Origin of the sequence: Thermococcus onnurineus NA1, assembly GCF_000018365.1 — an archaeon.
GTDB lineage: Archaea > Methanobacteriota_B > Thermococci > Thermococcales > Thermococcaceae > Thermococcus > Thermococcus onnurineus.
Genome location: NC_011529.1, coordinates 1,289,129 through 1,311,330 on the forward strand (window position 1 = coordinate 1,289,129; position 22,202 = coordinate 1,311,330).

The window sequence follows — 22,202 nt, forward strand, 5'->3', positions numbered from 1 at the left end:
CTCACTTCTTCAGGAAGTCAAAGAGCGTAGCCTGCTTGCCCTTCTTCTTGGGCTTGTCGATCTTCTCGGCCTTCTTCTCCTTCTCGACGGCTTCCATCTCTTCCTCTGCCTTTTCGAGCTCCTCTTCGCTTATCCCCTCTTCTTCGAGCTCTTCTGCTTCCTCGACTTTTTCTTCGGATTCTTTCACCTCAGCTGTCTCGACTGCTGCCTTAACGTGCTCCTTGAGCTCGCTCCGCTCCTCCTTGAGGCGCTTGTGAATGTTGAGGCTCTTGCCCCATATCGTCTTCGCCTTCTCCTTGTCGCCAACTATGAACTCGACCTCCTTCTCACTCAGGTCGAGGAAGACGACGAAGTGCGCCGCCATGTCGGGATTGTGCTCGAATATAGCCTTGAGGATGTTGAGGGTTTCAAGGGCCTCGAGCTTCGCCATGTGCATCTCGCTCATTATCTTCTTGACCACCGAATCCCTGAGCGAGCGCTCCCCCTTGCTCTCGGTGAGGAGCTTTATCGTCTTCGGCGGGTAAATCCTCACGAAGCCCTTCTTCTTGACGCCAGCCACTGCAACGCCGGCGGTCATCATGTCCGTGGCGTACTTCCAGAGTCCGTAGTTACCCGTCCTCTGGGCCCTGCCGAGGTATATATCAGCTCTGCTAAGCGCTTCGTAGGCCCTCGCTATGTCCTCCGGCTTGTAATAGACGTAAGGCAGGTTCTCGTCTATCCACTGGAGGAGTTCATTGGGGAACATGTCAACGCCGAGAACGGCCAGCTTTGCGCGTTTGGCGTTGTCCGTTGCGAACAGCTGAGCCAATGCCTGGAAGACGCTCTTCTCCACGTCACGGTACGCGAGAACCTCTCTGGCGTCCTCGATTCCACCCGAGACAACAGTCTGAAGGTCGTTTATTGCTGCCCTTAAGTCGCCGTTGGCGCGCTTGGCTATCTCCTGGAGGATTTCCTTCGGAACGGTTACACCCTCTGCCTTTAGGATCCTTATGAGGGCCTTCATTATGTCCCTCTGGCTCAGGCGCTTGTATTCAACTATCTGGGCCTTGTTCCTTATCTCCCTCGGAACCTCCCAGTAGTGGTTGGCTGACATGATTATCGGGTTCCTGGCTTTGTCGATGAGCTTCGCTATCTCTCTCGCTCCGCTTGGTTCTATGTTGTCTGACTCGTCGAGGAATATCAGCTTTCTCCTCTTTCCAAGGATGTCCATCGTGTAGGCTGCCTGGACATAGCGCTCTATCTTCTCGTAGGTCCTCTCGTCGCTCGCGTTGAGCTCGATGACCTCGAAGCCGTACTCCCTGGCCAGGGCATAGATGGTGGTGGTCTTGCCCGTCCCCGGAGATCCAGCTAGGAGGAGAGCCTTCTTCTTCGGCGGATTACCGTGCAGCCATGCCTCTATCCATGCCCTTACCTGCTCCAAAGCCTTGTTCTGGTTCACTATCTCGCTTAGCCTTCTCGGGCGGTACTTCTCAACCCAGGGAACATCGGAGGAGGGCATGGCCATCACTTACCCATTAGGGTGAACTGAGCGAGCAGAGCCTCGAGCTGAATCATCTCGTTCGCTCCCTCAACGAGCCTGAAGTTGTACTCGCCTATCTTGTCCGCCAAAGCGACCTTTCTGTCCTCTGGAATTGTGAGGTTGAACACTTCCTTGTGCATCTGGATGAGAACGTCCTCGCCGCTGAGCCCCTGCTTGAGGAGAATCTCCCTCAGCTTCTCTCTGGCCTTGAGGAAGTTGCCCTCGAGGGCAAGGTTCATCATCTCACGTACATCTTCTGGACGAGCCCTGCTCGCAACGAGGAAGACGTTCTCATCGGTTATCTTTCTGTCGAGCGCAGCAGCTGCCTGAAGGACATTTATTGCCCTCCTGAGGTCGCCTTCAGCGACATAAAGGAGCGCCTGAAGGCCGTCCTCAGTGAGCTCAAGCCCCTCGTTCTCGGCTATGTACTTGATGCGCTTTGCTATGTCATTATCGTTGAGCGGTCTGAAGCGGAAGATGGCACACCTCGACTGTATTGGCTCGATTATCTTGCTACTGTAATTACAGCTGAGTATGAACCTCACGTTGGTCGAGAACATCTCCATTGTTCTCCTAAGCGCCTGCTGGGCGTCCTGGGTTAAAGCGTCCGCCTCGTCGAGGAAGATTATCTTAAAGCTTGCACCACCTATCGGCTTAGTTCTCGCGAACTCCTTCACCTTCTCGCGGATGACGTTTATACCGCGCTCATCGCTCGCGTTGAGCTCGAGGAAGTTGTGCCTCCAGTGCTCGCCGAAGAGCTCCCTCGCCAGGGCTAAAGCGGCCGTGGTCTTTCCGACACCAGGCGGTCCTGCGAAGAGGAGGTGGGGCATCGAACCGGTTTTAACGTAGTGTTTGAGGCGCTTGACTATATGCTCCTGACCGACTATATCTTCCAGCCTCTGCGGCCTGTACTTCTCAACCCACGGCTTTTCAAGGATTTTAACCTCCTGGACTTCCTCTGGCATAGCTATCACCTTTCCTAAAAGGCTTATGCGCCTCCGGGGTATTAAGCCTTTTGCCCTTCCGAACCCCCACTTCTAGGCCCTGATGAACCCAAAGGAGAAGTGCAAAACTTTTATACCTCGGTGTCCAAAAACTTTCGGTGGTTCTCATGGCGAAGCTCGACTGGATTAGGGAAGAGCTCCAGGAGCTTAAGGAAAAGGGCCTCTATGTGACTATTAGAAAGCTCGAGAGCGCCCAGGGGCCCTGGGTTGTGGTTGACGGAAAGCGCGTTCTCAACATGTGTTCGAACAACTATCTCGGACTCGCTGCACATCCCAAGATTAAGGAAGCTGCCATCAGGGCTATTCTCGACTACGGTGTTGGTGCCGGCGCCGTCAGGACCATAGCCGGTACCATGGAGCTCCACGTTGAGCTGGAGGAGAAGCTGGCCAAGTTCAAGAAGAGAGAAGCCGCAATTCTCTTCCAGAGCGGCTACAACGCCAACCTGGGAGCTATAAGTGCGCTCCTCAAGAAGGGTGAGGATGGAGTATTCATTAGCGAGGAGCTCAACCACGCGAGCATAATCGACGGAATGCGCCTCAGCGGCGCCCCAAAGGTCATTTACAAGCATCTCGACATGGAGGATCTCAAGAAGAGGCTGGAGGAGAACAAGGACAAGAAGAAGAAAATCATCGTCAGCGACGGTGTCTTCTCGATGGACGGCGACCTTGCCCCGCTCCCCGAGATGGCGGAGCTCGCCGAGCAGTACGATGCTATACTCTACATCGACGACGCTCATGGTGAAGGTGTCCTCGGAGACAGCGGAAGGGGTATAGTAGACCACTTCAAGCTCCACGACAGGGTTGACTTCGAGATGGGTACGCTGAGCAAGGCCTTCGGCGTCATAGGCGGCTACGTCGCCGGCCCTGAGGAGGCCATCGAGTACCTCCGCCAGAGGGCCAGGCCGTTCCTCTTCTCGAGTGCCCCGAACCCACCTGACGTTGCCGCGGCAATAGCGGCCGTTGAGATACTCCAGAAGAGCGACGAACTTGTCAGGCAGCTCTGGGACAACACTCACTTCCTCCAGAACGGATTGAGAGACCTCGGCTACGACCTCGGCAACACCAAGCACCCGATTACCCCAGTCATGCTCTACGACGAGAAGCTCGCCCAGGAGTTCAGCAGGAGGCTCTACGAGGAGTACAACATCTTCGCGCAGGCAATCGTCTATCCGACTGTCCCGCTCGGAACTGCCAGAATAAGGCTCGAGCCGTCAGCGGCCCACAGCAAGGAGGACCTGCAGTACGTCATCGATGCCTTCGAGGACCTCGGAAAGAAGACTGGGTTCCTGAAGTGAGGGCTTTTTCCCTTTTACTCTTCTCACATGCCTCCCGAGAAGGAACCGAAGACGACGAAGCCAAGAACGTACGAGGCGAAGAGGGCAACAAGCCCAACGCCCATCAGCTCCTGTAGTTTTCCCGGGCTGGCTTCCTCCCTGTAAAAGCCCAGCCCGAGCATGCGCCTGTTGTCCGCTTTCGGAACAATCCAGCTGAGGGCCACCGCCCAGAGAATTAACAAAATGGCCGCCACGTACAGGTTACCACCGAACAGGACTATGAAGTGCAGAAAACCGAGCGCAAAGGAAAGTAGGGACACCACCAGGAACAGCAAAACCGAACCCCGGTCCGGCCAGGAACCGAGGAAGATACGGTGATAGGCGACACGAAGGAGGAACCAGAGAAAAGGCCACAGAAAGAGCGCAATGAGAGGTACCATCAAAACTTCACCCACTCAATCTTATAATACACGACATCGTTGTCCTCATCAACGACCGCCATAACCATGTTCTTCCTGACGCCGTGGGCGACCCTCACTCGGGCCGTTATGTCGTTGGCGCTGAAGCGGAGGTTCTCCGGAACGACCCATATCAGCCACTGGGAGTGCTCGTCCATTCCGCGCCTGTAAACCCTGAAGTGGGAGCCGAACTTAAGGGCCGACTTGACGATATAGCCCCTGTCGCGCAGGTCTTTGTAAACGAGGTATTTGATGTCGAACTGGTCGTCTTTTTTCCGGCCGAGTTCAAAGAGCTCCTCAAAGGAAAGCTCCTTACCACCGTCAAGAACCTTTATCTTGCCCCTCTCCATCAGGTATGCCGCCTCTATGAGCGAAAGAAAGAGCTTTCCGTTGACGACCTCGCCGAAATAGCGCCTGTTGTAGAGCTGGTTTATTGCCTTCTCCCTCTCGCTGAAGGCCCTGTCACCGCTGAGCTTGAACTCTATCGGCTCCTTCAATTCCTTCCACCCCACTCGTCGGCCGGCATAAGCATGTAGTAGGCATCCTCGCCGTCGGCGTAGTAGCCTATTATCCTTTTAACCTTTCTAAAGCCGAAGCGCTCGTAGAGCTTTATGGCATTTTCGTTGCTGACACGAACCTCAAGCCCTATGTAGCGCGCGCCCTTCTTTATCAGTCTTTCTATCGCCTCACTCAATAAAGCAGAGCCTATGCCGTTGCCTCTGTAAGCCGGATCGACGGCGATGCTCATTATGTGGCCCTCCAGGTCGGGCCTCAGGTAGGCCATGATGTAGCCGATAACCCTGCCGTTGTACTCCGCGACAAGAAATGTATCCGGGTTGTTTTCGAGAAAAATGAGAAAGACGCCCCTAGGGTACTGCTCACGAAACGAGGCACGCTCTATCCTAACTATATCTGGAATGTCAAAGAGCTTGGCGGGCCTTATAACCACCATCGAGAGGGGAATCCTTCCCCCCAGTTCCCGGACGGAGACACTCATATTATAACCTACGTGCCAAGGCTTTTAATGTTTAGCCTCAAAAAAGAAAATTAAAGAGAGCCCATTCTTCAGAATACTCTGTGGCCTCAATGCATATCCCAGTATTTGGATCGCATATCGGAATCCAATATGATTCTGGCACGTATATGTCCGCATACATAGAACCAAGGTAGTATCCCTGGCCGTTATAGTCAAACCTCACCGGACTGCGATAGAAAGTAGCCCGGAATGTCTTATCTTTGTCAGTAGGCAGGACTGTTATACCAACAAGGGCATATTCCCGACGGTCTTCAGTTAGCCCAATTCCAACTGAAAGCAGCAGAGGGTAGAGAACAACGCCCTCTGGCAGTGAAAGAGCCGGTAAAACTGCCGCCGAAGCGCTAAGCAGCGGAATAGTCGAGACATCGCGTGCAACAACAATGTTGTTCACATCGAGGTAGTTTGTATTTACAGTACCTCCAGGTTCCCAGTATTTCTGTGTATAGTACATGATTCTTGATAATGTGCCACCATACGGAGAAGGATATCCATACTCCTTCAAGGAAACAGCCTGGAGTTGATTATAATTTACGACTGGCTGGGCCATGAGAATATATGCAGTTGGATCGAGTTCTACATCTACCGCACCAACCAAGTGCAAACGATATTTCGTTATGGCAGCATCACCTTTAATACCGACCCCAACTATGGTGGGATTACTAATTTCATCATTATGTATCCATTCTGAATACAAAAGCCAAATATTGTCCCCCCCTAGTGTGTAAACCGTTCCTACAACACTGCCCTCGTAACTTGAACCGGTTCCCGTTTTGTCAACCGCAGCGACGGCAGAGAAGGTTATTTCAATGCCATAGCTTGTGGAAGATTCAAACTGCTCTCTGAGAACAATGTCATCTATATCATTAACGTCCCCATGGACATACGCCACTGCCAAAGGAATCTCAGTGTCTCTTTCAATATCAATAACCTCCTCAAGCTCCCATACATAGCAATATGGATAATACGGATCAGAATAACACTCCTCTAAAAACCAATCCGGAGGAAAGCTCTCCACACTAACATCTTGACTTGTTGAATCGGAGCTAACATTTAGTTCAAGTTTTTGAAGTTGTTCCCTAGAAAGCAACTTTTGGAATCTCTTGGTTACTTGGATTTCTACGGTGTTACCTTCACGGAATTTTCCGATATCAAGTGGAACCCCACCGATGAAGTAGTAGAGCCCATCGTCTTCATAGCTCGTGCCAAGAAGAATTATTCCCGGTCTTACCCAAGAAGGATTCGTGCCAGAGGCCTTCAACTGCAGTTCCCAGTTTTCTGCATACTCCTTAAGTCTATTATAGTCAAGTTTAATTTCATTTCTCCCGGAATAAACTCCCAAACTCAATGGAGTCCCATCTGGAAGCATTGCAATAACTGTCACTGTTTTAAGACCCTTGCCCTGCAGTATTACCCTAACCACCGGCTCTTTTAGCGGAGGACTCTTGTAGTAAACAACTTTGACTCCAGCATAGTCGCTCGCCTCAACAGGTGTGCTGAAAATTGCCCAAAGAATAGGCAATATTACCAGTGAGCTAAAAGCCAACGCAACAATTTTTCTACGTCTCATTCACACCGCCGCCGACAATAAACTATTTGAAGTATAAAAGATTTTCGATTACTAAGTTATAAATCACGCGTCAAAGCTTTTAAGGCTTGAGGGAACTCTAAGCGGGGTGGCCACCCCGGCGTGATGAGCACTCTCGAACCTGACCCAGGGATGATGACCGGATTCCTGGCTGATTGCCGCCGTTTTCTTCACTCCCACTATCCCGTTGAGTAAAACTTATAGCCCGGAAAAACCAACCTACTCGACAGGTGGTGTTATGCGAATTAAAGAGGAAGCCGTTGGAATAGTAACCGGTGAAGCCACCGTCAGCTCATTTCAGTTCTACGCTCAGCCCGATGTAGATCTGAAGTTCGGCGACTTCGTCGTCGCCAAGCTCTGCAAGGAGGCAAAAGTGAGAGACTGCCGCTGGAGTGACGACGTCGAGTGGGTAATAGGCACGATTAGAGGCCTCAAAAACATAAACTGGCTCCTTAGCGAGGGGAAGAGCACTTTCCACTCCCTCCAGCTCGACATAAAGGAGTACGGTGAGAGCATAGGCGAGAACGAGGCTTTGATAGTGAACGTCCGCGTGCTCGGTAAGGTCCTCCTTAACGGCGAGAAGGCTGAGATAGTGCCCAACCGAGTGCCGGTTCCAAACGGCAACGCCGTCTATAAGGCCAGCTCGGAGCTGCTCAAGGCGATTTATTACGGTGGAGAGGGATTCATTGAGGTGGGAACACTCCTACTGAGAGAGGACGTGCCGATTTACCTCGACGCCGATGAGCTGGTTTCAAGGCACTTTGCGGTTCTAGCCGTTACGGGAGCGGGCAAGTCCAACACGGTTGCTGTTCTAATAGGGGGCATAGTCAACGATCTGAGGGGAACGGTGATAGTCCTCGATCCTCACGGCGACTACGTCAAGCTAAAGCTTCCGGGAACCGGGAAGGACTACGTCAAGCTCATCGAGGCAAAGATAATGCCGGAAGAAATGGACAGCGAAGAGTTGGCCGACCTCATAGAGGTCGCCAGCAACGCTACGATACAGAGGGAGTTCCTGGCCAAGGCATGGGAGACGGTTAAGTACGAAAACCCAGATTTAGGTGGAAGGGAGCTCATGGAAGCTCTGATGAACACGCTCAACGACTGGATAGCCAACAGAACTGCCTACTTCTGGGATGAGGGCAAAGGGGCCTATATCACGGAAGAGTTAAAGAGCGAGAGGATCGAAACGCTTCGCGGAGTGGTCTACAGGATTAGGCGTTTCCTGAGGAACTACGGCTCTCTCCTCACGAGCGAAGATTTAATAGCCCAGATAGAGCCCGGCAAGGCCAACGTGATCGACCTCGGTCCTCTTGACGAGGGTCAGATGAAGGTCGTTGTGGGCAAGCTTCTTGGAAAGGTCTTCGAGGCTCGCGTTGACTACGAACAGGCGAGAAAGAACCTCTTCAGGCTGAGGGAGGAGCTGAAAGAGAGACCGAACTCGAAGACAGCCGAAGAGATAGAGAAGTTCGAGAAGGTAATGCGCGAAATCGAGAGGAGGAGCCCAGCTTTAGCGGAGCCCGTGCTGATAATAGTCGAGGAGGCCCATATCTTTGCACCTCAGGGGGAGCACAACGACGCTGTCAGGATTCTGAGCAGGATAGCGCGCGAGGGAAGGAAGTTCGGCGTTGGTCTTGGCATAGTCTCTCAGAGGCCCAACAAGCTCAACGAAGACGTATTGAGCCAGACCAACACAAAAATCATCCTCAGGATAGTCAATCCCAAGGACCAAGACTACGTTCTCAAGGCGAGCGAGCAGTTGAGCTCCGATCTGCTTGGAGACATAGCAGCACTCGGCAAGGGTGAGGCGGTCATAGTCGGCCAGGCTATAAGCCTGCCCGCACTTGTCAAGATACACAACTTCAAGGCATTGGGAGGAGACTACGGCGGCGAAGACATAGGTGTAGTCGCTCGCTGGCGCGAAAGGGCACTTCGGGAGAAGGAGGAGCTGGAGAAACAGGCCTTATACGAGGAGGAGGACATAGAGATAGATCTCTGAGGTGTTAGGATGAGGTTCGCGCACCTGGCAGACATCCATCTGGGCTTCGAACAGTACAGGTTGCCGTACAGGGCTGAAGAGTTCGCCCAGGCCTTCAGAAAGACAATAGAGAAAGTCGTCGAGGAAAAAGTCGATTTCATACTCATCGCCGGCGACCTCTTCCACCAGAGCAGGCCAAGCCCCGAGACCATAAAGGAAGCCATTGAAATCTTAAGCATTCCAAAAGAGAATGGCATTCCCGTCTTCGCCATAGAGGGCAACCACGACAGAACTCAGAGGAGGATTTCAGCCTATCACCTCATCGAAAGCCTCGACCTCCTTTACCTCGTCGGCCTGAGGGAGGAGAAGGTCGAGAACGAGTACCTAACGAGCGAGAAGATAGGCGGGAAGTACCTCGTCAAGGGTGTCTTTGAGAGAGGAGGAAAAAGCGTCGAGATTCACGGACTCAAGTACATGAGCGCCGCCTGGTTAGAGCGCAATAGGTTGAGTGATATCTTCAAGCCAGAGAGCGATGCAATCCTCATGCTCCACCAGGGCATCAAGGAGCTCATAGAAAGGATGATGGGTGTCATTCCCGAGAGCCAGCGCGACTACTTCGAGCTGAAGATGGAGGACTTACCGAAGGGCTACGTCTACTATGCCCTCGGCCACATCCACAGGAGGTTCGAGACCAACTACGACATCGGGAAGGTCGTCTATCCCGGCTCCCTCCAGCGCTGGGACTTTGGCGACTACGAGCTCAGATACCGCTGGGACGGTAGAGCCTTCAAGCCGAAGGCCGGAATCGAAAAGGGCTTTTACATCGTGGAGGACTTCGAACCGCGTTTCGTTGAGCTTAAAGTTCGGCCATTCGTGGACATCAGAATAGAGGCAGATGAAGAAACCGCTAAGAGAGAGATTAAACGCTTGAGCACAAAAATCCCGAGCGAGGCCTTTGTGAGGCTCGACCTCAAGTGGGAGAGGCCCTTCGATGTCTCGACATTTCGTGATCTCCTGGACGTTAAGTATCTCTACATCAGGACGCGCTTCGAGAGGAAGCTGAAGACGGCTAAAGGTGGTGAACTGCCCAGGCCAAGCGAGTACTTCCTCCCGGTCGAGCTGAAAGCTATAGAGCTGACGGGCGAGAAAAAGTTTGAGGCTGTTGATGCCGTCGTTGAGCTCTTCCTCGGCGAGGGCTGGGACGAGAAACCCAAGAACAAACCGAGAGAAAAGCCCGAAGAGAAGCTGAAAGACGAAGAAAAACCGACAGAGAAAGATGAAATTTCAGAGAAAAGAGAAGCCAAAAAGCTCGAAAAAGTGGAGAAGAAAGAGGAGACCAAAGCAAAAGTCAAGCCTAAGAAGGGTTCTGACCTCTTAGCCTGGCTCGGTGGTGAGAGATGAAGATAGAGAAGCTCATAATCAAGGACTTCCGCTCCCACAAGCTCACGAAGGTAACCTTCACGAGTGGGATAAACCTCATAATTGGCCAGAACGGGAGCGGAAAGAGCTCCCTGTTGGACGCACTCCTGATAGGCCTCTACTGGCCGAGCAAGCCGAAGGACTTGAAGAAGGATGACTTCCTGAGGATAGGCGGCACCACGACTGAAATCACAGTCTTCTTCGAGAAGGACGGCGTCAAGTACCAGATACACCGCAACATAACGCGCGGACTTTCTTTCGTCAAGTACCACGACGGAAGCAGCTGGAGGGGATTGGAGAGCGGCCAGAAGCAGGTAAGGGACTGGATGGAGAAGCTCGTCCCCTACGACGTCTTCCTCAACGCGATTTACATAAGACAGGGTGAGATAGACGCCATCCTAGAGAGCGACGAGAGCAGGGAGAAAGTTGTCAGGCAGGTTCTTGGCCTCGACAGGTACGAGAACGCCTACAAGAACCTGCTCGAGGTAAGAAAGGAGATAGACGCAAGGATAAGGGCGATAGAGGACTACCTCAAGAGCACGGAGAACATAGACGAACTGATTGGAAACATGGAGAAGGAGCTGGCCGAGACCCTCAAGGTCATAAATGAGCTCTCGCCCGAGATTCCAAAGCTGATAAAGGAGCTGGAAGGCGTTGAAAAGAGGCTCAGAGATCTCGACGCCCTCGCCGAAGAAATTAACGCTCTCCAACTCGAGACCAGGAAGAGGGAAGGGAATGTAAAGGCCCTCGAAGCAAAGCTCCAGGAGCTGGAGAAGAGAATCGAAGAGAGCCGGAGCCACCTTAGGGAGCTGGAAGAGAAGGTTAGGGAGTCCAACAAGCTTAAGGGAAGCGCCGAGCTCTATCTCAAGCTGGTGGAGTTCAGGAAACAGTATGTTGATGAAAAGGCAAATGGAGAGAAGCTCGCCGAGAACTACAGGGCGCAGATTTCAGGCATAGAAGAGCGCCTGGCCGAACTCAGTGATATGAAGAATCGCATCGGAGAGCTGGAGAAGAAGAGGGAAGAGCTCAAGAAAAAGCTCGCTGAACTCGAGGAGAGCGTTAAGGCCTACGAAGAGGCCAGAGCCCTGAAGACTAACCTAGATAGGCTGAGAAAGAGGCTTAAGTTCGAACCGGAAGAGATTGAGAGGCTAGCCGCAGAGATTGAGGCCGCCAAAAAGAGGAAGGAAGAAATCCAGAGGGAGCTCGAGGAGATAAACGAGAAGAGGGGAGAGCTGAAGAACAGGGTCAGCGAGAGGAACAAGGCCATCATAGAGCTCAAAAAGGCCAAAGGCAAGTGTCCGGTCTGCAACAGGGAGCTGACGGAGGAGCACAGGAAGGGGCTGATGGAGAGGTACCTAGCCGAGGTTAAGGATGTCTCCAAGGAGATTAAGGAACTCGACTCGCAGGAGAGAAAGCTCAGACGGGAGCTCGTGAAAGTCGAGGGGGTTCTCAAGGGGGAGCGCGAGCTGATAACCCAGAGGGAGCTCCTCGAGCAGATAAAGGAGCTCGAGGAGAAGCTCAAGTCCTACGACCTCAAGAAGCTCGAGAAAAAGGCAGAAGACTACGAGAACCTGAAGGGGAAGCTTGGAAAGATCGAAGGTGAGCTCAAAAGCCTGAAGGACGAGCTTGAAAAGGCCAAAGCCCTCGAGAAAAAGAAGGCAGTTCTCGAGAAGAAGCTGAAGAGCATCGAAGAAAAGCTCGCCGAACTCGAGAATGAACTCGGAGAACTCGGCTTCTCTGACATCAAGGAACTCGACGAGAAGCTCTCGGAGCTTGAGCCGGCATACAGGAGGTACCTGGAGCTTAAAGGGGCTGAAAGTGAGCTTGAGAGAGAAAAGAAGCGCCTCAAACGAACGGAAGAAGAGCTGGAAGAGACAAGAGAGAAGCTCCAGGGAGAGTTCTCTTCCCTCGAGGAGCTGAGGAAGAGGCTTAATGAGAAGGAGAAGCTCTACAGTCCGGAGGAGCACGCCGGGATCAGAGAGAGGTTCACCTCATTGAGAGAGGAGCTTGCAGGGAAGAGGGCTCAGCTCGAAGCCCTGGAGAAGAAGCGGGAGGAAACCATGGAGAACCTCAAGAAGCTCAAGGAGGAAAAAGAGGAGAGGAAAGAAAAAATCAAAGAGCTCGAGAACCTAAAGAAGGCCCGGGAGAGAGTGCAGAACCTCAGGGAGAAAGTGAGACGCTACAAGGCCATGCTGAAGGAGGGGGCCTTGGCCAAGGTCGGTGAGCTGGCAAGCGAGATATTCGAAGAGCTGACGGAGGAGAAGTACTCCGGAGTTACCGTCAAGGCCGAGGAGAACAAGGTGAAGCTGGGCGTCATCTACAATGGAAAGGAATACGGCCTCGGCTTCCTCAGCGGCGGCGAGAGGATTGCCTTAGGTCTGGCGTTCAGACTTGCACTCTCACTCTACCTGGCCGGAGAAATAAGCCTGCTTATACTCGACGAGCCAACGCCCTACCTCGACGACGAGAGGAGAAGAAGGCTCGTTGACATAATGCAGCGTTACCTCAGAAAGATTCCGCAGGTTATCGTGGTTTCTCACGATGAAGAGCTGAAGGACGCGGCCGACAGGGTGATACGGGTAAGCCTCGAGAACGGCGTTTCGAGCGTGAGGGAGGTGGAGCTAAGTGTATAGGCTCATAGACAGGGCGAGCGTCGACAGGATAAAGGCGATGCTCCAGAGGAGCTACGTGGAGGCACAGAGCAAGTTGAAGGATATAGAGTGGCGTGAGCTTCCAGAGGAGCGGGTCAATAGCAGGGTTTATGCCGTCGACGGAAGCCAGGGAAAGCAGAGGCTCAGCGGGACGATATTCTACGCCGTTTCTTCTTATGCATTCGGAAACGGTCCGGCATACAGACTCGTCTATACCAACGCGATGCTATACAACCAGGGCATATCGGACCAGATTATCCGCCTCCAGATGGAAACCCTTGAGAACAAGCTCGGCTACCTCGCGGCGAAGATTGGAAACGTTGACTACGTCATGATGGACGGTACGCTTACCGGCTCGCTCACGAGGCCTCCGGTTTATCCGGAGAGTGTGAAGGGGATAACTACGATAAGGGGCGCTCTCGAGGAGGAAGGCCTCGAAGACCTCGTGAAGAAGTTCATAGAGATGCTTGACGAGCACTATTCGGAGCTCAAAGAGGGGCTGGAGGACGGCGGGAAAATCAACGGGAGAGTGATTCTCGCCGATGAGAGGCTTGATGACTTTGAGGAGTTCTACAAGGCGATGGAGGGATTTCCGGTTAGAGACCTAGCGGCAACCCTGCCTAACAGAGGGGTCAGAATATCCGGAAAGACCCTCGATGCATACCTCAAGGGTGAGAAGAGCGCCGAAGAAATATTCCGGGAGATTCTGAATGAGTACGGAGAGGAGAAAAAGCTGTCCCTCGACGATGCACGGAACGCCGTCCACGTCGTCCTCGGATACCTTGAGTACCTCTACTCCCTCGAGAAGCTGCTCAAGAAGAATCTCGTCTACATCGCCAAGAGCTTCTATAACAGGAAAATAACTCAAAAGCTCGGCATAGACATCGTGGACGTCCCCTATCTCGACGCCTACCTCAGGAGCCGCTTTGGAGAGGAGCGGGCAGGATACTACGTCATAACGCAGGGAGGAAAGGCGATAAGCCACAGGATGCCAAAGGTTCTGAGGAAGCACTTCCCCACCGTCGAGCACTACATCGAGAACGGTGTGGCAATGGCCTACATCAGAACCATGAAGGGCGGCGTTATATACCTGCTCCAGAGCAACAGGGAAATTAACGATGAGCTTTTGAGCGAAATCCTCTGGCACGAGAGCAACGGCTACTTCAGACCCCTTCAGAGAGCGCATGAAGGAGTAAAGATAGAGAAGAAGGCCTTCGAGGCCGAGCTCGCGGCCCTGCTCAACATAATAAAGAGGGAATCGCCCGAGCTGAGGGTCTTCCTGAAGTACGGAAGGAGCCCGCTGGAGTGATACCAAAATCTTTAAACGGGTGGACAAATAATCCACGGCCATGAAGAAGTGGCTCCCCGCGCTGATAACCCTCTCCATTATCGCCTGCTTCCTGGGCGTTTACATCGGCTCTGTAAACGTGAGTCCTTCCGACGTCACTGGGAGCATATATTACGGGATAAAATCTGTCCTCGCACGATTATTCCCTTCGATTGAGACGGGAGAGGAGCCAAAGTACTTCATCATCATCTGGAAGCTCCGCCTGCCCAGGGTTCTGCTGGCTTACCTCGTCGGGATGAGCCTGGCCTCGGCTGGAGTCGCTTCTCAGGCACTTTTCAAGAACCCGCTAGCTGACCCGTACATAATAGGCGTAAGTGCTGGTGCCGGAATAGGGGCCGCGCTTGCCGCCATATACGCACCTGCGCATATGGGAGCTTTTGCACTGGTTTTTGCTATCATCTCTGTCTTCGTCGTTTATTCTGTTTCCAAAGTTGACGGTCACATCCCGGTCGATACGCTTCTCCTGGCTGGCATAGCTTACGGCTTCTTAGCGAGTGCGATAACATGGTACCTCGTCATAAGTCAGGGGGAAAAGGCCCACGTGACGTGGATGTGGCTCATGGGGACCTTCAATGGCTCTGACTGGGACGACGTGGGAGAGATGTTCATCATCGCCTTGTTTGGGGTTGGATTTCTCCTCTCGAGGTGGCGCGAGCTGAATCTAATACTCTTCGGCGAGGAAAGCATAGCGCTCGGTCTGGACGTGCACCTTTACAGAAAGCTGTTCATTGGAGTTATAGCACTTCTAACTGCCTTTGCCGTCTCCACTGCCGGAATAATCGGCTTCGTCGGCCTCGTCAGCCCCCACATAGTACGTCTCATTCTCGGCCCCAACCACAGGGAACTCACTCCGGCGTCGGCGCTCTTCGGTGGGGTCCTCCTGGTGATGGCTGACCTTCTCGCGAGAACCGTGGCGAAGCCAACCGAGCTTCCGGTGGGAATAATCACCGCCCTGATGGGGGCACCATTCTTCCTCTACCTCCTGATGAAGCACAAGAAGGGGGAGCTGTACTCATGATGGATGTGAGCGTTTCCTTCTCCTACGGCGAGAGGCAGATACTGAAGAGGGTCGAGTTTAGTGCAGATAAGGGCGAGCTGCTCGCGATAATCGGTCCCAACGGGGCGGGAAAATCAACGCTCCTGAAGTCCCTGGTGGGAATACTCAAGCCCATCGGCCACGTAAAGCTCAACGGGATTGACGTCCTCTCCCTCAAGCCCAAGGAAAGAGCGAAGCTGATAACCTACGTGCCGCAGAGCTCCTATCCGGAGTTTACCTTCACGATAGAGGAGTTCGTCGAACTCGGAACCTACGCAACCAGGGGCGACGTCAAGGGAGCTTTGAAGAAGGTGGGCCTGTGGGGACGCAGAAAGGAGCAGATAACTAACCTAAGCGGTGGTGAGTACCAGCTCGCCTTGATAGCGAGGGCCCTAGCTCAGGGCAGCGACGTCATCCTCCTCGACGAACCGACTTCCCACCTCGATATCAATCATGCACTCCAGGTAATGGAACTGCTCCGCGAGCTTAGCAATGAGAAAATTGTGATAGCGGTTCTCCACGACCTGAATTTAGCGCTCCGCTACGCGGACAGACTGATTCTCCTCCACAGAGGAGAGAAGCGCTGGGAGGGAAGGCCCGAAGAGCTGAGCCCGAGAGTTCTGGGGGAAGTTTACGGCGTGAAAGCCAAAATAGTCGAGGTAAGCGGCCACAGGATAGTTCTTCCTGAGCTCGCAAAAGTTTAAAACGTCCGGTGAGAATATGAAGCAGAGGTGAGAGAATGGAAACGAAGAAGACCGGCACCACCACTGTGGGAATAAAGGCCAAGGACGGTATCGTCCTCGCGGCCGATACTCAGGCCTCGCTCGGCCACATGGTCGAAACGCTCAACATCAGGAAGATAATCCCGATCACCGACAGGATAGCCATAACAACCGCCGGGAGCGTCGGCGACGTTCAGGCCTTGGCGAGAATGCTCGAGGCAGAGGCACGCTATTACCAGTTCACGTGGGGCAAACCAATGAGCACGAAGGCAATGGCCAACCTGCTTAGCAACATCCTCAACGGGAACAAATGGTTCCCATACCTGGTTCAGATAATCCTCGGCGGCTACGTTGAGGAACCAACTTTAGCCAACCTCGACCCACTTGGCGGACTGATATTCGACGACTATACGGCAACGGGTTCAGGAAGCCCCTTCGCGATAGCCGTCCTCGAAGACGGCTACAAAAAGGACATGAGCATTGAAGAAGCCAAGGAGCTTGCCGTTAGAGCGGTAAGAACCGCCGGAAAGAGGGACGTTTACACGGGAAGCAGGAAAATCCAGATCGTTGCCATAACAAAGGAAGGCATAACGGAGGAGTTCGTCGAGTTCAATGATTGAACCAAAGCTCTTTTTAATTCCCTTTTTCGAGCTGGTCATATGAAAGATGGGACTCAACAGCTTGTATCAATAACACTCATCCTGCTCCTCATTCTTGCACTCTACGGGGCCGAAAGGGTGACTGTTACTCCCAACATCGTTCTTGAGCAGGTAAATGAAATCCTCGACCAGGTTCAGGAGATAAGGAACCTCACCTTCAAGGAGATGCCCCAGATAATAGTGATCACCGAAAGCGAGGCCCTCGCTATGTGGAAACCCTCAAAAGCCGACGTGGGGAGGATGAAAATCGAGGAGCTCACCTACAAGATGACATTGATGCTCCCTCCAGATTACCAGTACATCAAGGAAGAGACCGAAAGGAGAGCCAACTGGATAGCGGCAACGATGGGAGACAGGATATATATCATTCAGGAGAACTTCATGGCCAGTCTCGACGTCGCAAAGAGAACGATAGCCCACGAGTCGGTTCATGTCCTCCAGAAGCAGTGGTTCGACGCCAAATACAGTGCCGACACTTTTGATGCGACTCTAGCTGTACGGGCGCTCGTTGAGGGCGACGCTGATCTTGTGGCGGATCTCTACTGCGAGAGGAACGGGATTCCAATCCACAAGATACGCTCCCTGAGCGAGAATCCGCTCACGGACATCAACATATTCTCCTACTTCTTTGGTGACAGGTTTGTGAGGTACCTCTACGAGAAAGGTAACTGGGAGCTTGTGAATGAAGCCTACAGCCGCTATCCTATCTCAACCCAGCAGGTTATGCACCCTGAGCTTTACCTTGAGAACATTGCGCCGGTAAACGTCACGCTGAGCATTCCGGAGAGCTCTCGGGTCCTGAAGGACGACAGGATGGGCGAGTTCTACGTTTACATCCTCCTGAGAGACCACGGCTACGACAACAAGACTGCGTGGAGTATTTCCTCGGCCTGGCGTGGCGACAGACTGCTTTTGACTCAAAACGCAAGCGGCTATCTTCTCCAGTGGAAGGTAGTCTTCTCCAACGAAGAGAGCGCGAAAGCCTTTGGAGAGGCCCTCGAGAAGCTGGCCAAAGGCAACACCTACGCGAACTACACGATAAGGATTGAGGGGGATTCCGTTCTCCTCATCGCCGAGAGGAGGGAGTAGTGTGAAGATGAAGTGCCCAATGTGTGGGAAGGAGTACACCGAACCCATTCAGAGGTGTGAGTGCGGCGAGCCCGTTGAGTTCGAGCTCTTCCATGGCGAGCCGTACATAGCAAAGAGTGTCTGGGAGCGCTTTTACGACTTCTGGCCGGTCGAGCCAAACCTCGAGCTGAGCCTCGGTGAGGGGGACACTCCACTGATTAGGTCAAGGCTCGGCAAAGAGCTCGGCGTAAAGCTCTACCTCAAGAACGAGACAGCCAATCCAACGTGGAGCTTCAAGGACAGGGGGACATTTTTGGCGATGAGCTACGCGGTTAAGGTCGGCTACAAAGCCGTTGGGACTGTATCGACCGGCAACATGGCGGCGAGCGTTGCAGCCTACGCCGCAAGAGCGGGCCTGAAAGCCAAGATACTCGTCTCAGGGAGCGCGAGCGATGAGAAGCTCAAGGCCGTATCCATCTACGGAGCCGACGTGATAAGAGTAATGGGCGACTACGGAAGGCTCTACTTCGAGAGTCTGGAACTCGGAGAAGAGCTCGGCATCTATTTCATGAACTCGGACAACCCCTTCAGAGTGGAGGGGTATAAGAGCATCGCCTTCGAAATCGCCGAGGAGCTAACGCCCGACTACGTTCTGATTCCGACCTCATCTGGCGGACTTTTCAGAGGAATAGCAAAGGGCTTTCTCGAGCTCTTCGCGAGCGGGCTGATTGACAAGATCCCAACGCTCATAGCGGTTCAAGCAGAGGGCTGCTCGCCTATATGCAGGGCTTTCTCTGAAGGGAAAGGGAGGATAGAGCGCTTTGAGACTCCACGGACGATAGCCCATGCCATAGAGAATCCTTATCCCCCAAGCGGGAACGTCGTCCTTAAGCTCCTCCGTGAGCTGGGCGGAAAGTGCGTGACTGTTAGCGACGAAGAGATTTTAGAGGCACAAAAGAGACTCGCCGAAGAAGGCTTCTTCGTCCAGCCCTCAAGCGCGACAGGAATAGCCGCCCTCAAAAAGCTCAACATCCCCGAGGAAGCGAAAGTTGTCTCAATCCTCACCGGTTCCGGCCTGAAAACCATTTCCCAGATAGAAGGGAGAAGCGTTAGGGAGTGCGAGCTTGAAAAGCTTGAGGGATGTCTCAAAAGCGATTCATAAAGAATTTCCTGCCCCTCTCCCTGTTCAGCTCGTTCTCACTCTCCATTTTCCTAGGATTCTCAGCGAAGAGGAACAGGTAGAGCTTCGCCATGCCGGCCATCAGAAAGGCATACACTCCCACGAGTAGAGGGGCTATTCCACCGGTGAAATAGCCCCAAAACGCGAAGAGACCAGCTATTATCCCAAACGCCGATAGAATCATGACACGAAGGAGAATCTCGTAGCCGTAGCGCTCCATGAAGAGCGCGAAATCCATCGGCAACACCACTTTTACTTTCAAGTAAAAGTTTAAAAAGCTTTTGAACAAGGACACTAGGGCACATCAATATGCAGTAAGGCCTATAAATCGACCAGGATACTTCGAAACCGGTGGTGGCAATGCTCAGCGGAGTCGCCATGATGCCCCACGGCAACGACGTTCTTGACCCGAAGGATAAAAAGACGAAAAAGCTCGCCGAGACGCTGAAGGAAATCGGAAGGACATTCTCTGGAGCGGAAGCTTACGTTCTGGTCAGCCCGCACAACGTCAGAATGAGCGACCATCTCGGCATTATAATGACCGAACACCTCGTTTCGTGGCTCGGTTTTGCGGGCGTTGAGCTTCCAGGAGAATACGACACTGACCGCGAGTTGGCGGGAAGGATCTACGAGAAGGCTAAAGCCAAAGGCATTCCGGTGGTTGACATCAACTTCGCTGCCCTGAGCGGCGAGTATTCCCGCTTCCCGCTGACGTGGGGAGAACTAATACCACTCCACTTTCTCGAAAAGAGGCCGCTTGTCCTCGTAACGCCGGCGAGGAAAGTGCCGAGGGAAACCCTAGTCCGCTTCGGCGAGGTTCTTGCCGAGGTTCTCGAAGACTACGAGAAGAAGGTCGCCCTTATAATCAGCGCCGACCATGGGCACGCTCACGATCCAAACGGCCCCTATGGATACGCCCCCGAATCGAAGGAGTATGACGAACTCATTATGGGGCTCATTCGCGAGGACAGACTGGAAGAGCTTCTGAACATCGACGATGAGCTCATAAGAAAGGCCCTGCCCGACAGCTACTGGCAGCTGTTGATAATGCTCGGCTCGCTGAGGAAGGTTCCAATGGAGCTCAAAATCACCGCCTACGCCTGCCCGAGCTACTTCGGTATGGGGGCGGCGCTCTACGTGAGACCCTGAGTTTGTGCATTTCAAATACACAGCCCTTTATATACGCTTGGAAGTAGCAGTACACAGACTCAGAGCACATCAAAGCTTATCTCCAAAAGCTCCTTGCTCTTCCTAAAGCGAACCTTCCTTATCTTTATCCTCCCTATTTCGCCCGTCGTTGCCGTGTGTTCCTCCTTGCAAGCATTTACGTTCCAGTCCTCGATGACGGCAACCTTGAGCGTTTTGACCTCCGGCAGTATCGGAAAGAGGTCGTACATATCCTCACCAAATCTTTTTTCGGCCTCATTCCTCGGAAGCTCATAGATGTGAATTGGAACGTTTTCTTTTACCTTCTTGTTGGCGAGGCGCTCAATCTCTGCTACTTCCTCGGGAGTTAGTTTCCTGTCGAACTTGACGGTTAACCTTCCATGGTTCCCACCAACATAAACGCTCGCCGTCCACTTAGCACCCTCGCCAAGAACTTTAACGACCGCACCCTTGACCACGTGGAGGGCAGTGTGAGCTCTAACCTCAACTGGCTCCATAAGGCACCCTAATAGGTTGGAATATATGTTTATTAAAGCTACGGGTAAACTGAAACAGGGATTATTCAGTCTGATTTGAATGTTTTTCAGTTCATAAATGCCCCCATCGAATAATTCCCGCAAGGAACTTGCATTATTCAACAAAAACCGTTATAACTGTCAAGAACGATACATCAGTGCCAACCTAAAAACTTTTGAGGTGGTTAACATGGCTGAAAAGAAGAGAAAAAGGGTACTCATTCTCGGTGCCGCCGGAAGGGACTTCCACAACTTCAACGTCTTCTTCAGGGACAACCCCGAGTACGAAGTCGTTGCTTTCACCGCAACCCAGATTCCCGACATAGAGGGTAGACTCTACCCACCCGAGCTTGCCGGCGAGCTCTACCCGAACGGAATACCGATATGGAGCGAGGACGACCTTGAGAAGATAATCAAGGAGCACAACATTGATATCGTTGTCTTCGCCTACTCAGACGTCTCCCACGAGCACGTCATGCATCTAGCCTCTCGCGCTCACTCCGCTGGCGCCGACTTCTGGCTCCTCGGTCCAAAGAGCACCATGCTCAAGTCCAGCAAGCCGGTCATAGCGGTTACCGCCGTCAGAACCGGCTGTGGAAAGAGCCAGACCAGCAGAAAGGTTGCCCAAATACTTCAGGAGATGGGATACAAGGTCGTCGCTATAAGACACCCGATGCCCTACGGCGACCTTAGGAAGCAGGTCGTCCAGCGCTTCGCCAGCTACGAGGACCTCGACAAGCACGAGTGCACCATCGAGGAGAGGGAAGAGTACGAGCCATACATCGACAGGGGCATGGTTGTCTACGCAGGTGTTGATTACGAGAAGATACTCCGCGAGGCCGAGAAGGAGGCCGACATAATCCTCTGGGACGGCGGAAACAACGACTTCCCGTTCTACGAGCCAGACCTCTGGATAGTCGTCACCGACCCGCACAGGCCCGGCCACGAGCTCAAGTACCACCCAGGTGAGACCAACTTCAGGGCCGCTGACGTCATAATCATCAACAAGATAGACACCGCCAACAGGGACGACATCCAGAAGGTCAGAGAGAGCATTGAGAAGGTTAACCCGAACGCCATCGTCATCGATGGAGCTTCACCCCTCTACGTGGACAAGCCGGAGCTCATCAAGGGCAAGCGCGTTCTCGTCGTTGAGGACGGTCCGACCCTCACCCACGGCGGCATGAAGTACGGTGCCGGTTACATCGCCGCCAAGAAGTACGGCGCGGCCGAGATAGTCGACCCGAGGCCCTACGCCGTCGGTTCAATCGTTGACACCTACAAGAAGTACAGCCACCTTGACGTTATCCTGCCGGCCATGGGCTACGGTGCCAAGCAGATCAAGGAGCTCGAGGAGACCATCAACAGGGCCGATGCTGACGTCGTCATCATGGGTACCCCCATCGACCTCCGCCGCGTCATGAAGCTCAACAAGCCGGCCGTCAGGGTCAGGTACGAGCTTGAGGAGATCGGCGAGCCGAAGCTCAAGGATGTTCTCAAGGAGTTCGTCGAGAAGTGCGAGAAGCTCAAGAAGTGAGCTTCTTAATCTCCCGTTTTCTTTTCCATACTATTAGCCAAAAGTA

General features: G+C 53.1%; 20 protein-coding genes. 12 read left to right on the top strand and 8 right to left on the bottom strand.

Translation table 11 applies throughout. From position 1 onward, the window contains the following. Position 1 precedes the first annotated feature (1 nt). Together TON_RS07200 and TON_RS07205 are read right to left on the bottom strand one after the other, a co-directional pair. Entirely contained in the window at positions 2–1,504 is a 1,503-nt protein-coding gene (locus tag TON_RS07200) for a replication factor C large subunit (protein WP_012572375.1), read from the bottom strand. Then, complete coding sequence (locus TON_RS07205; protein WP_012572376.1) at positions 1,504–2,484, bottom strand: replication factor C small subunit; 981 nt, start codon at positions 2,482–2,484, stop codon at positions 1,504–1,506. The genes TON_RS07200 and TON_RS07205 overlap by 1 nt, the downstream gene beginning before the upstream one ends. A 146-nt stretch (positions 2,485–2,630) precedes the next feature. Between TON_RS07205 and TON_RS07210 the strand changes: the two genes are divergently transcribed. After that, entirely contained in the window at positions 2,631–3,818 is a 1,188-nt protein-coding gene (locus TON_RS07210) for a glycine C-acetyltransferase (RefSeq protein WP_012572377.1), read from the top strand. A gap of 23 nt (positions 3,819–3,841) precedes the next feature. On the opposite strand, the gene TON_RS07215 is transcribed toward TON_RS07210, so the two are convergent. Genes TON_RS07215 through TON_RS07230 form a run of 4 tightly spaced genes read right to left on the bottom strand, consistent with a single transcriptional unit; the run spans position 3,842 to position 6,858 of the window. After that, entirely contained in the window at positions 3,842–4,237 is a 396-nt protein-coding gene (locus TON_RS07215) for a hypothetical protein (protein ID WP_012572378.1), read from the bottom strand. After that, positions 4,237–4,752, bottom strand: a complete 516-nt coding sequence (gene endA / locus TON_RS07220; protein ID WP_012572379.1) for a tRNA-intron lyase — start codon at positions 4,750–4,752, stop codon at positions 4,237–4,239. Before endA ends, TON_RS07215 begins: the two co-directional genes overlap by 1 nt. After that, a complete protein-coding gene (gene rimI / locus TON_RS07225) occupies positions 4,749–5,252 on the bottom strand; it encodes a ribosomal protein S18-alanine N-acetyltransferase (protein ID WP_012572380.1) in 504 nt (167 codons plus the stop codon). The genes endA and rimI overlap by 4 nt, the downstream gene beginning before the upstream one ends. A gap of 37 nt (positions 5,253–5,289) precedes the next feature. Continuing rightward, complete coding sequence (locus TON_RS07230; protein ID WP_012572381.1) at positions 5,290–6,858, bottom strand: Rossmann-fold NAD(P)-binding domain-containing protein; 1,569 nt, start codon at positions 6,856–6,858, stop codon at positions 5,290–5,292. A 256-nt stretch (positions 6,859–7,114) separates the two neighbouring features. Here TON_RS07230 and herA point away from each other — a divergent pair, with 256 nt between their 5' ends. The 9 genes from herA to thrC are packed head-to-tail and all read left to right on the top strand — an operon-like array spanning position 7,115 to position 18,919. Next, positions 7,115–8,875: a DNA double-strand break repair helicase HerA gene (gene herA, locus TON_RS07235; protein WP_012572382.1), complete on the top strand. Its 1,761-nt coding sequence runs from the start codon at positions 7,115–7,117 to the stop codon at positions 8,873–8,875. 9 nt (positions 8,876–8,884) lie between these two features. Further along, positions 8,885–10,255, top strand: a complete 1,371-nt coding sequence (mre11, locus tag TON_RS07240; protein WP_012572383.1) for a DNA double-strand break repair protein Mre11 — start codon at positions 8,885–8,887, stop codon at positions 10,253–10,255. Next, on the top strand, positions 10,252–12,906 hold the full coding sequence (rad50, locus tag TON_RS07245) for a DNA double-strand break repair ATPase Rad50 (protein WP_012572384.1): 2,655 nt from the start codon (positions 10,252–10,254) through the stop codon (positions 12,904–12,906). Before mre11 ends, rad50 begins: the two co-directional genes overlap by 4 nt. Continuing rightward, positions 12,899–14,233, top strand: coding sequence for a DNA double-strand break repair nuclease NurA (gene nurA, locus TON_RS07250; protein WP_012572385.1), 1,335 nt, complete (start codon positions 12,899–12,901; stop codon positions 14,231–14,233). Before rad50 ends, nurA begins: the two co-directional genes overlap by 8 nt. A gap of 40 nt (positions 14,234–14,273) precedes the next feature. Continuing rightward, positions 14,274–15,290 carry a FecCD family ABC transporter permease gene (locus TON_RS07255; protein ID WP_012572386.1) on the top strand — a complete coding sequence of 339 codons (1,017 nt, stop codon included), beginning with the start codon at positions 14,274–14,276 and terminating at the stop codon, positions 15,288–15,290. Then, a complete protein-coding gene (locus TON_RS07260; RefSeq protein WP_012572387.1) occupies positions 15,290–16,012 on the top strand; it encodes an ABC transporter ATP-binding protein in 723 nt (240 codons plus the stop codon). The genes TON_RS07255 and TON_RS07260 overlap by 1 nt, the downstream gene beginning before the upstream one ends. 35 nt (positions 16,013–16,047) lie before the next feature. Beyond that, positions 16,048–16,650 carry an archaeal proteasome endopeptidase complex subunit beta gene (gene psmB, locus TON_RS07265; protein WP_012572388.1) on the top strand — a complete coding sequence of 201 codons (603 nt, stop codon included), beginning with the start codon at positions 16,048–16,050 and terminating at the stop codon, positions 16,648–16,650. Between the two features lie 39 nt (positions 16,651–16,689). Continuing rightward, positions 16,690–17,778: a hypothetical protein gene (locus TON_RS07270; RefSeq protein ID WP_012572389.1), complete on the top strand. Its 1,089-nt coding sequence runs from the start codon at positions 16,690–16,692 to the stop codon at positions 17,776–17,778. A 7-nt stretch (positions 17,779–17,785) separates the two neighbouring features. Continuing rightward, complete coding sequence (gene thrC, locus TON_RS07275; RefSeq protein ID WP_012572390.1) at positions 17,786–18,919, top strand: threonine synthase; 1,134 nt, start codon at positions 17,786–17,788, stop codon at positions 18,917–18,919. Here thrC and TON_RS07280 read toward each other — a convergent pair. Continuing rightward, a complete protein-coding gene (locus TON_RS07280) occupies positions 18,903–19,184 on the bottom strand; it encodes a hypothetical protein (RefSeq protein ID WP_148202374.1) in 282 nt (93 codons plus the stop codon). The genes thrC and TON_RS07280 overlap by 17 nt on opposite strands. A gap of 113 nt (positions 19,185–19,297) precedes the next feature. Between TON_RS07280 and TON_RS07285 the strand changes: the two genes are divergently transcribed. Beyond that, positions 19,298–20,086, top strand: coding sequence for a DODA-type extradiol aromatic ring-opening family dioxygenase (locus tag TON_RS07285; protein ID WP_012572392.1), 789 nt, complete (start codon positions 19,298–19,300; stop codon positions 20,084–20,086). Positions 20,087–20,145: 59 nt separating this feature from the next. Here TON_RS07285 and TON_RS07290 read toward each other — a convergent pair whose 3' ends face one another. After that, positions 20,146–20,601 carry an alanyl-tRNA editing protein gene (locus TON_RS07290; protein ID WP_012572393.1) on the bottom strand — a complete coding sequence of 152 codons (456 nt, stop codon included), beginning with the start codon at positions 20,599–20,601 and terminating at the stop codon, positions 20,146–20,148. Positions 20,602–20,809: 208 nt separating this feature from the next. On the opposite strand from TON_RS07290, the gene TON_RS07295 reads away from it, so the two are divergent. Continuing rightward, positions 20,810–22,156: a cyclic 2,3-diphosphoglycerate synthase gene (locus TON_RS07295; protein WP_012572394.1), complete on the top strand. Its 1,347-nt coding sequence runs from the start codon at positions 20,810–20,812 to the stop codon at positions 22,154–22,156. Positions 22,157–22,202 lie beyond the last annotated feature (46 nt).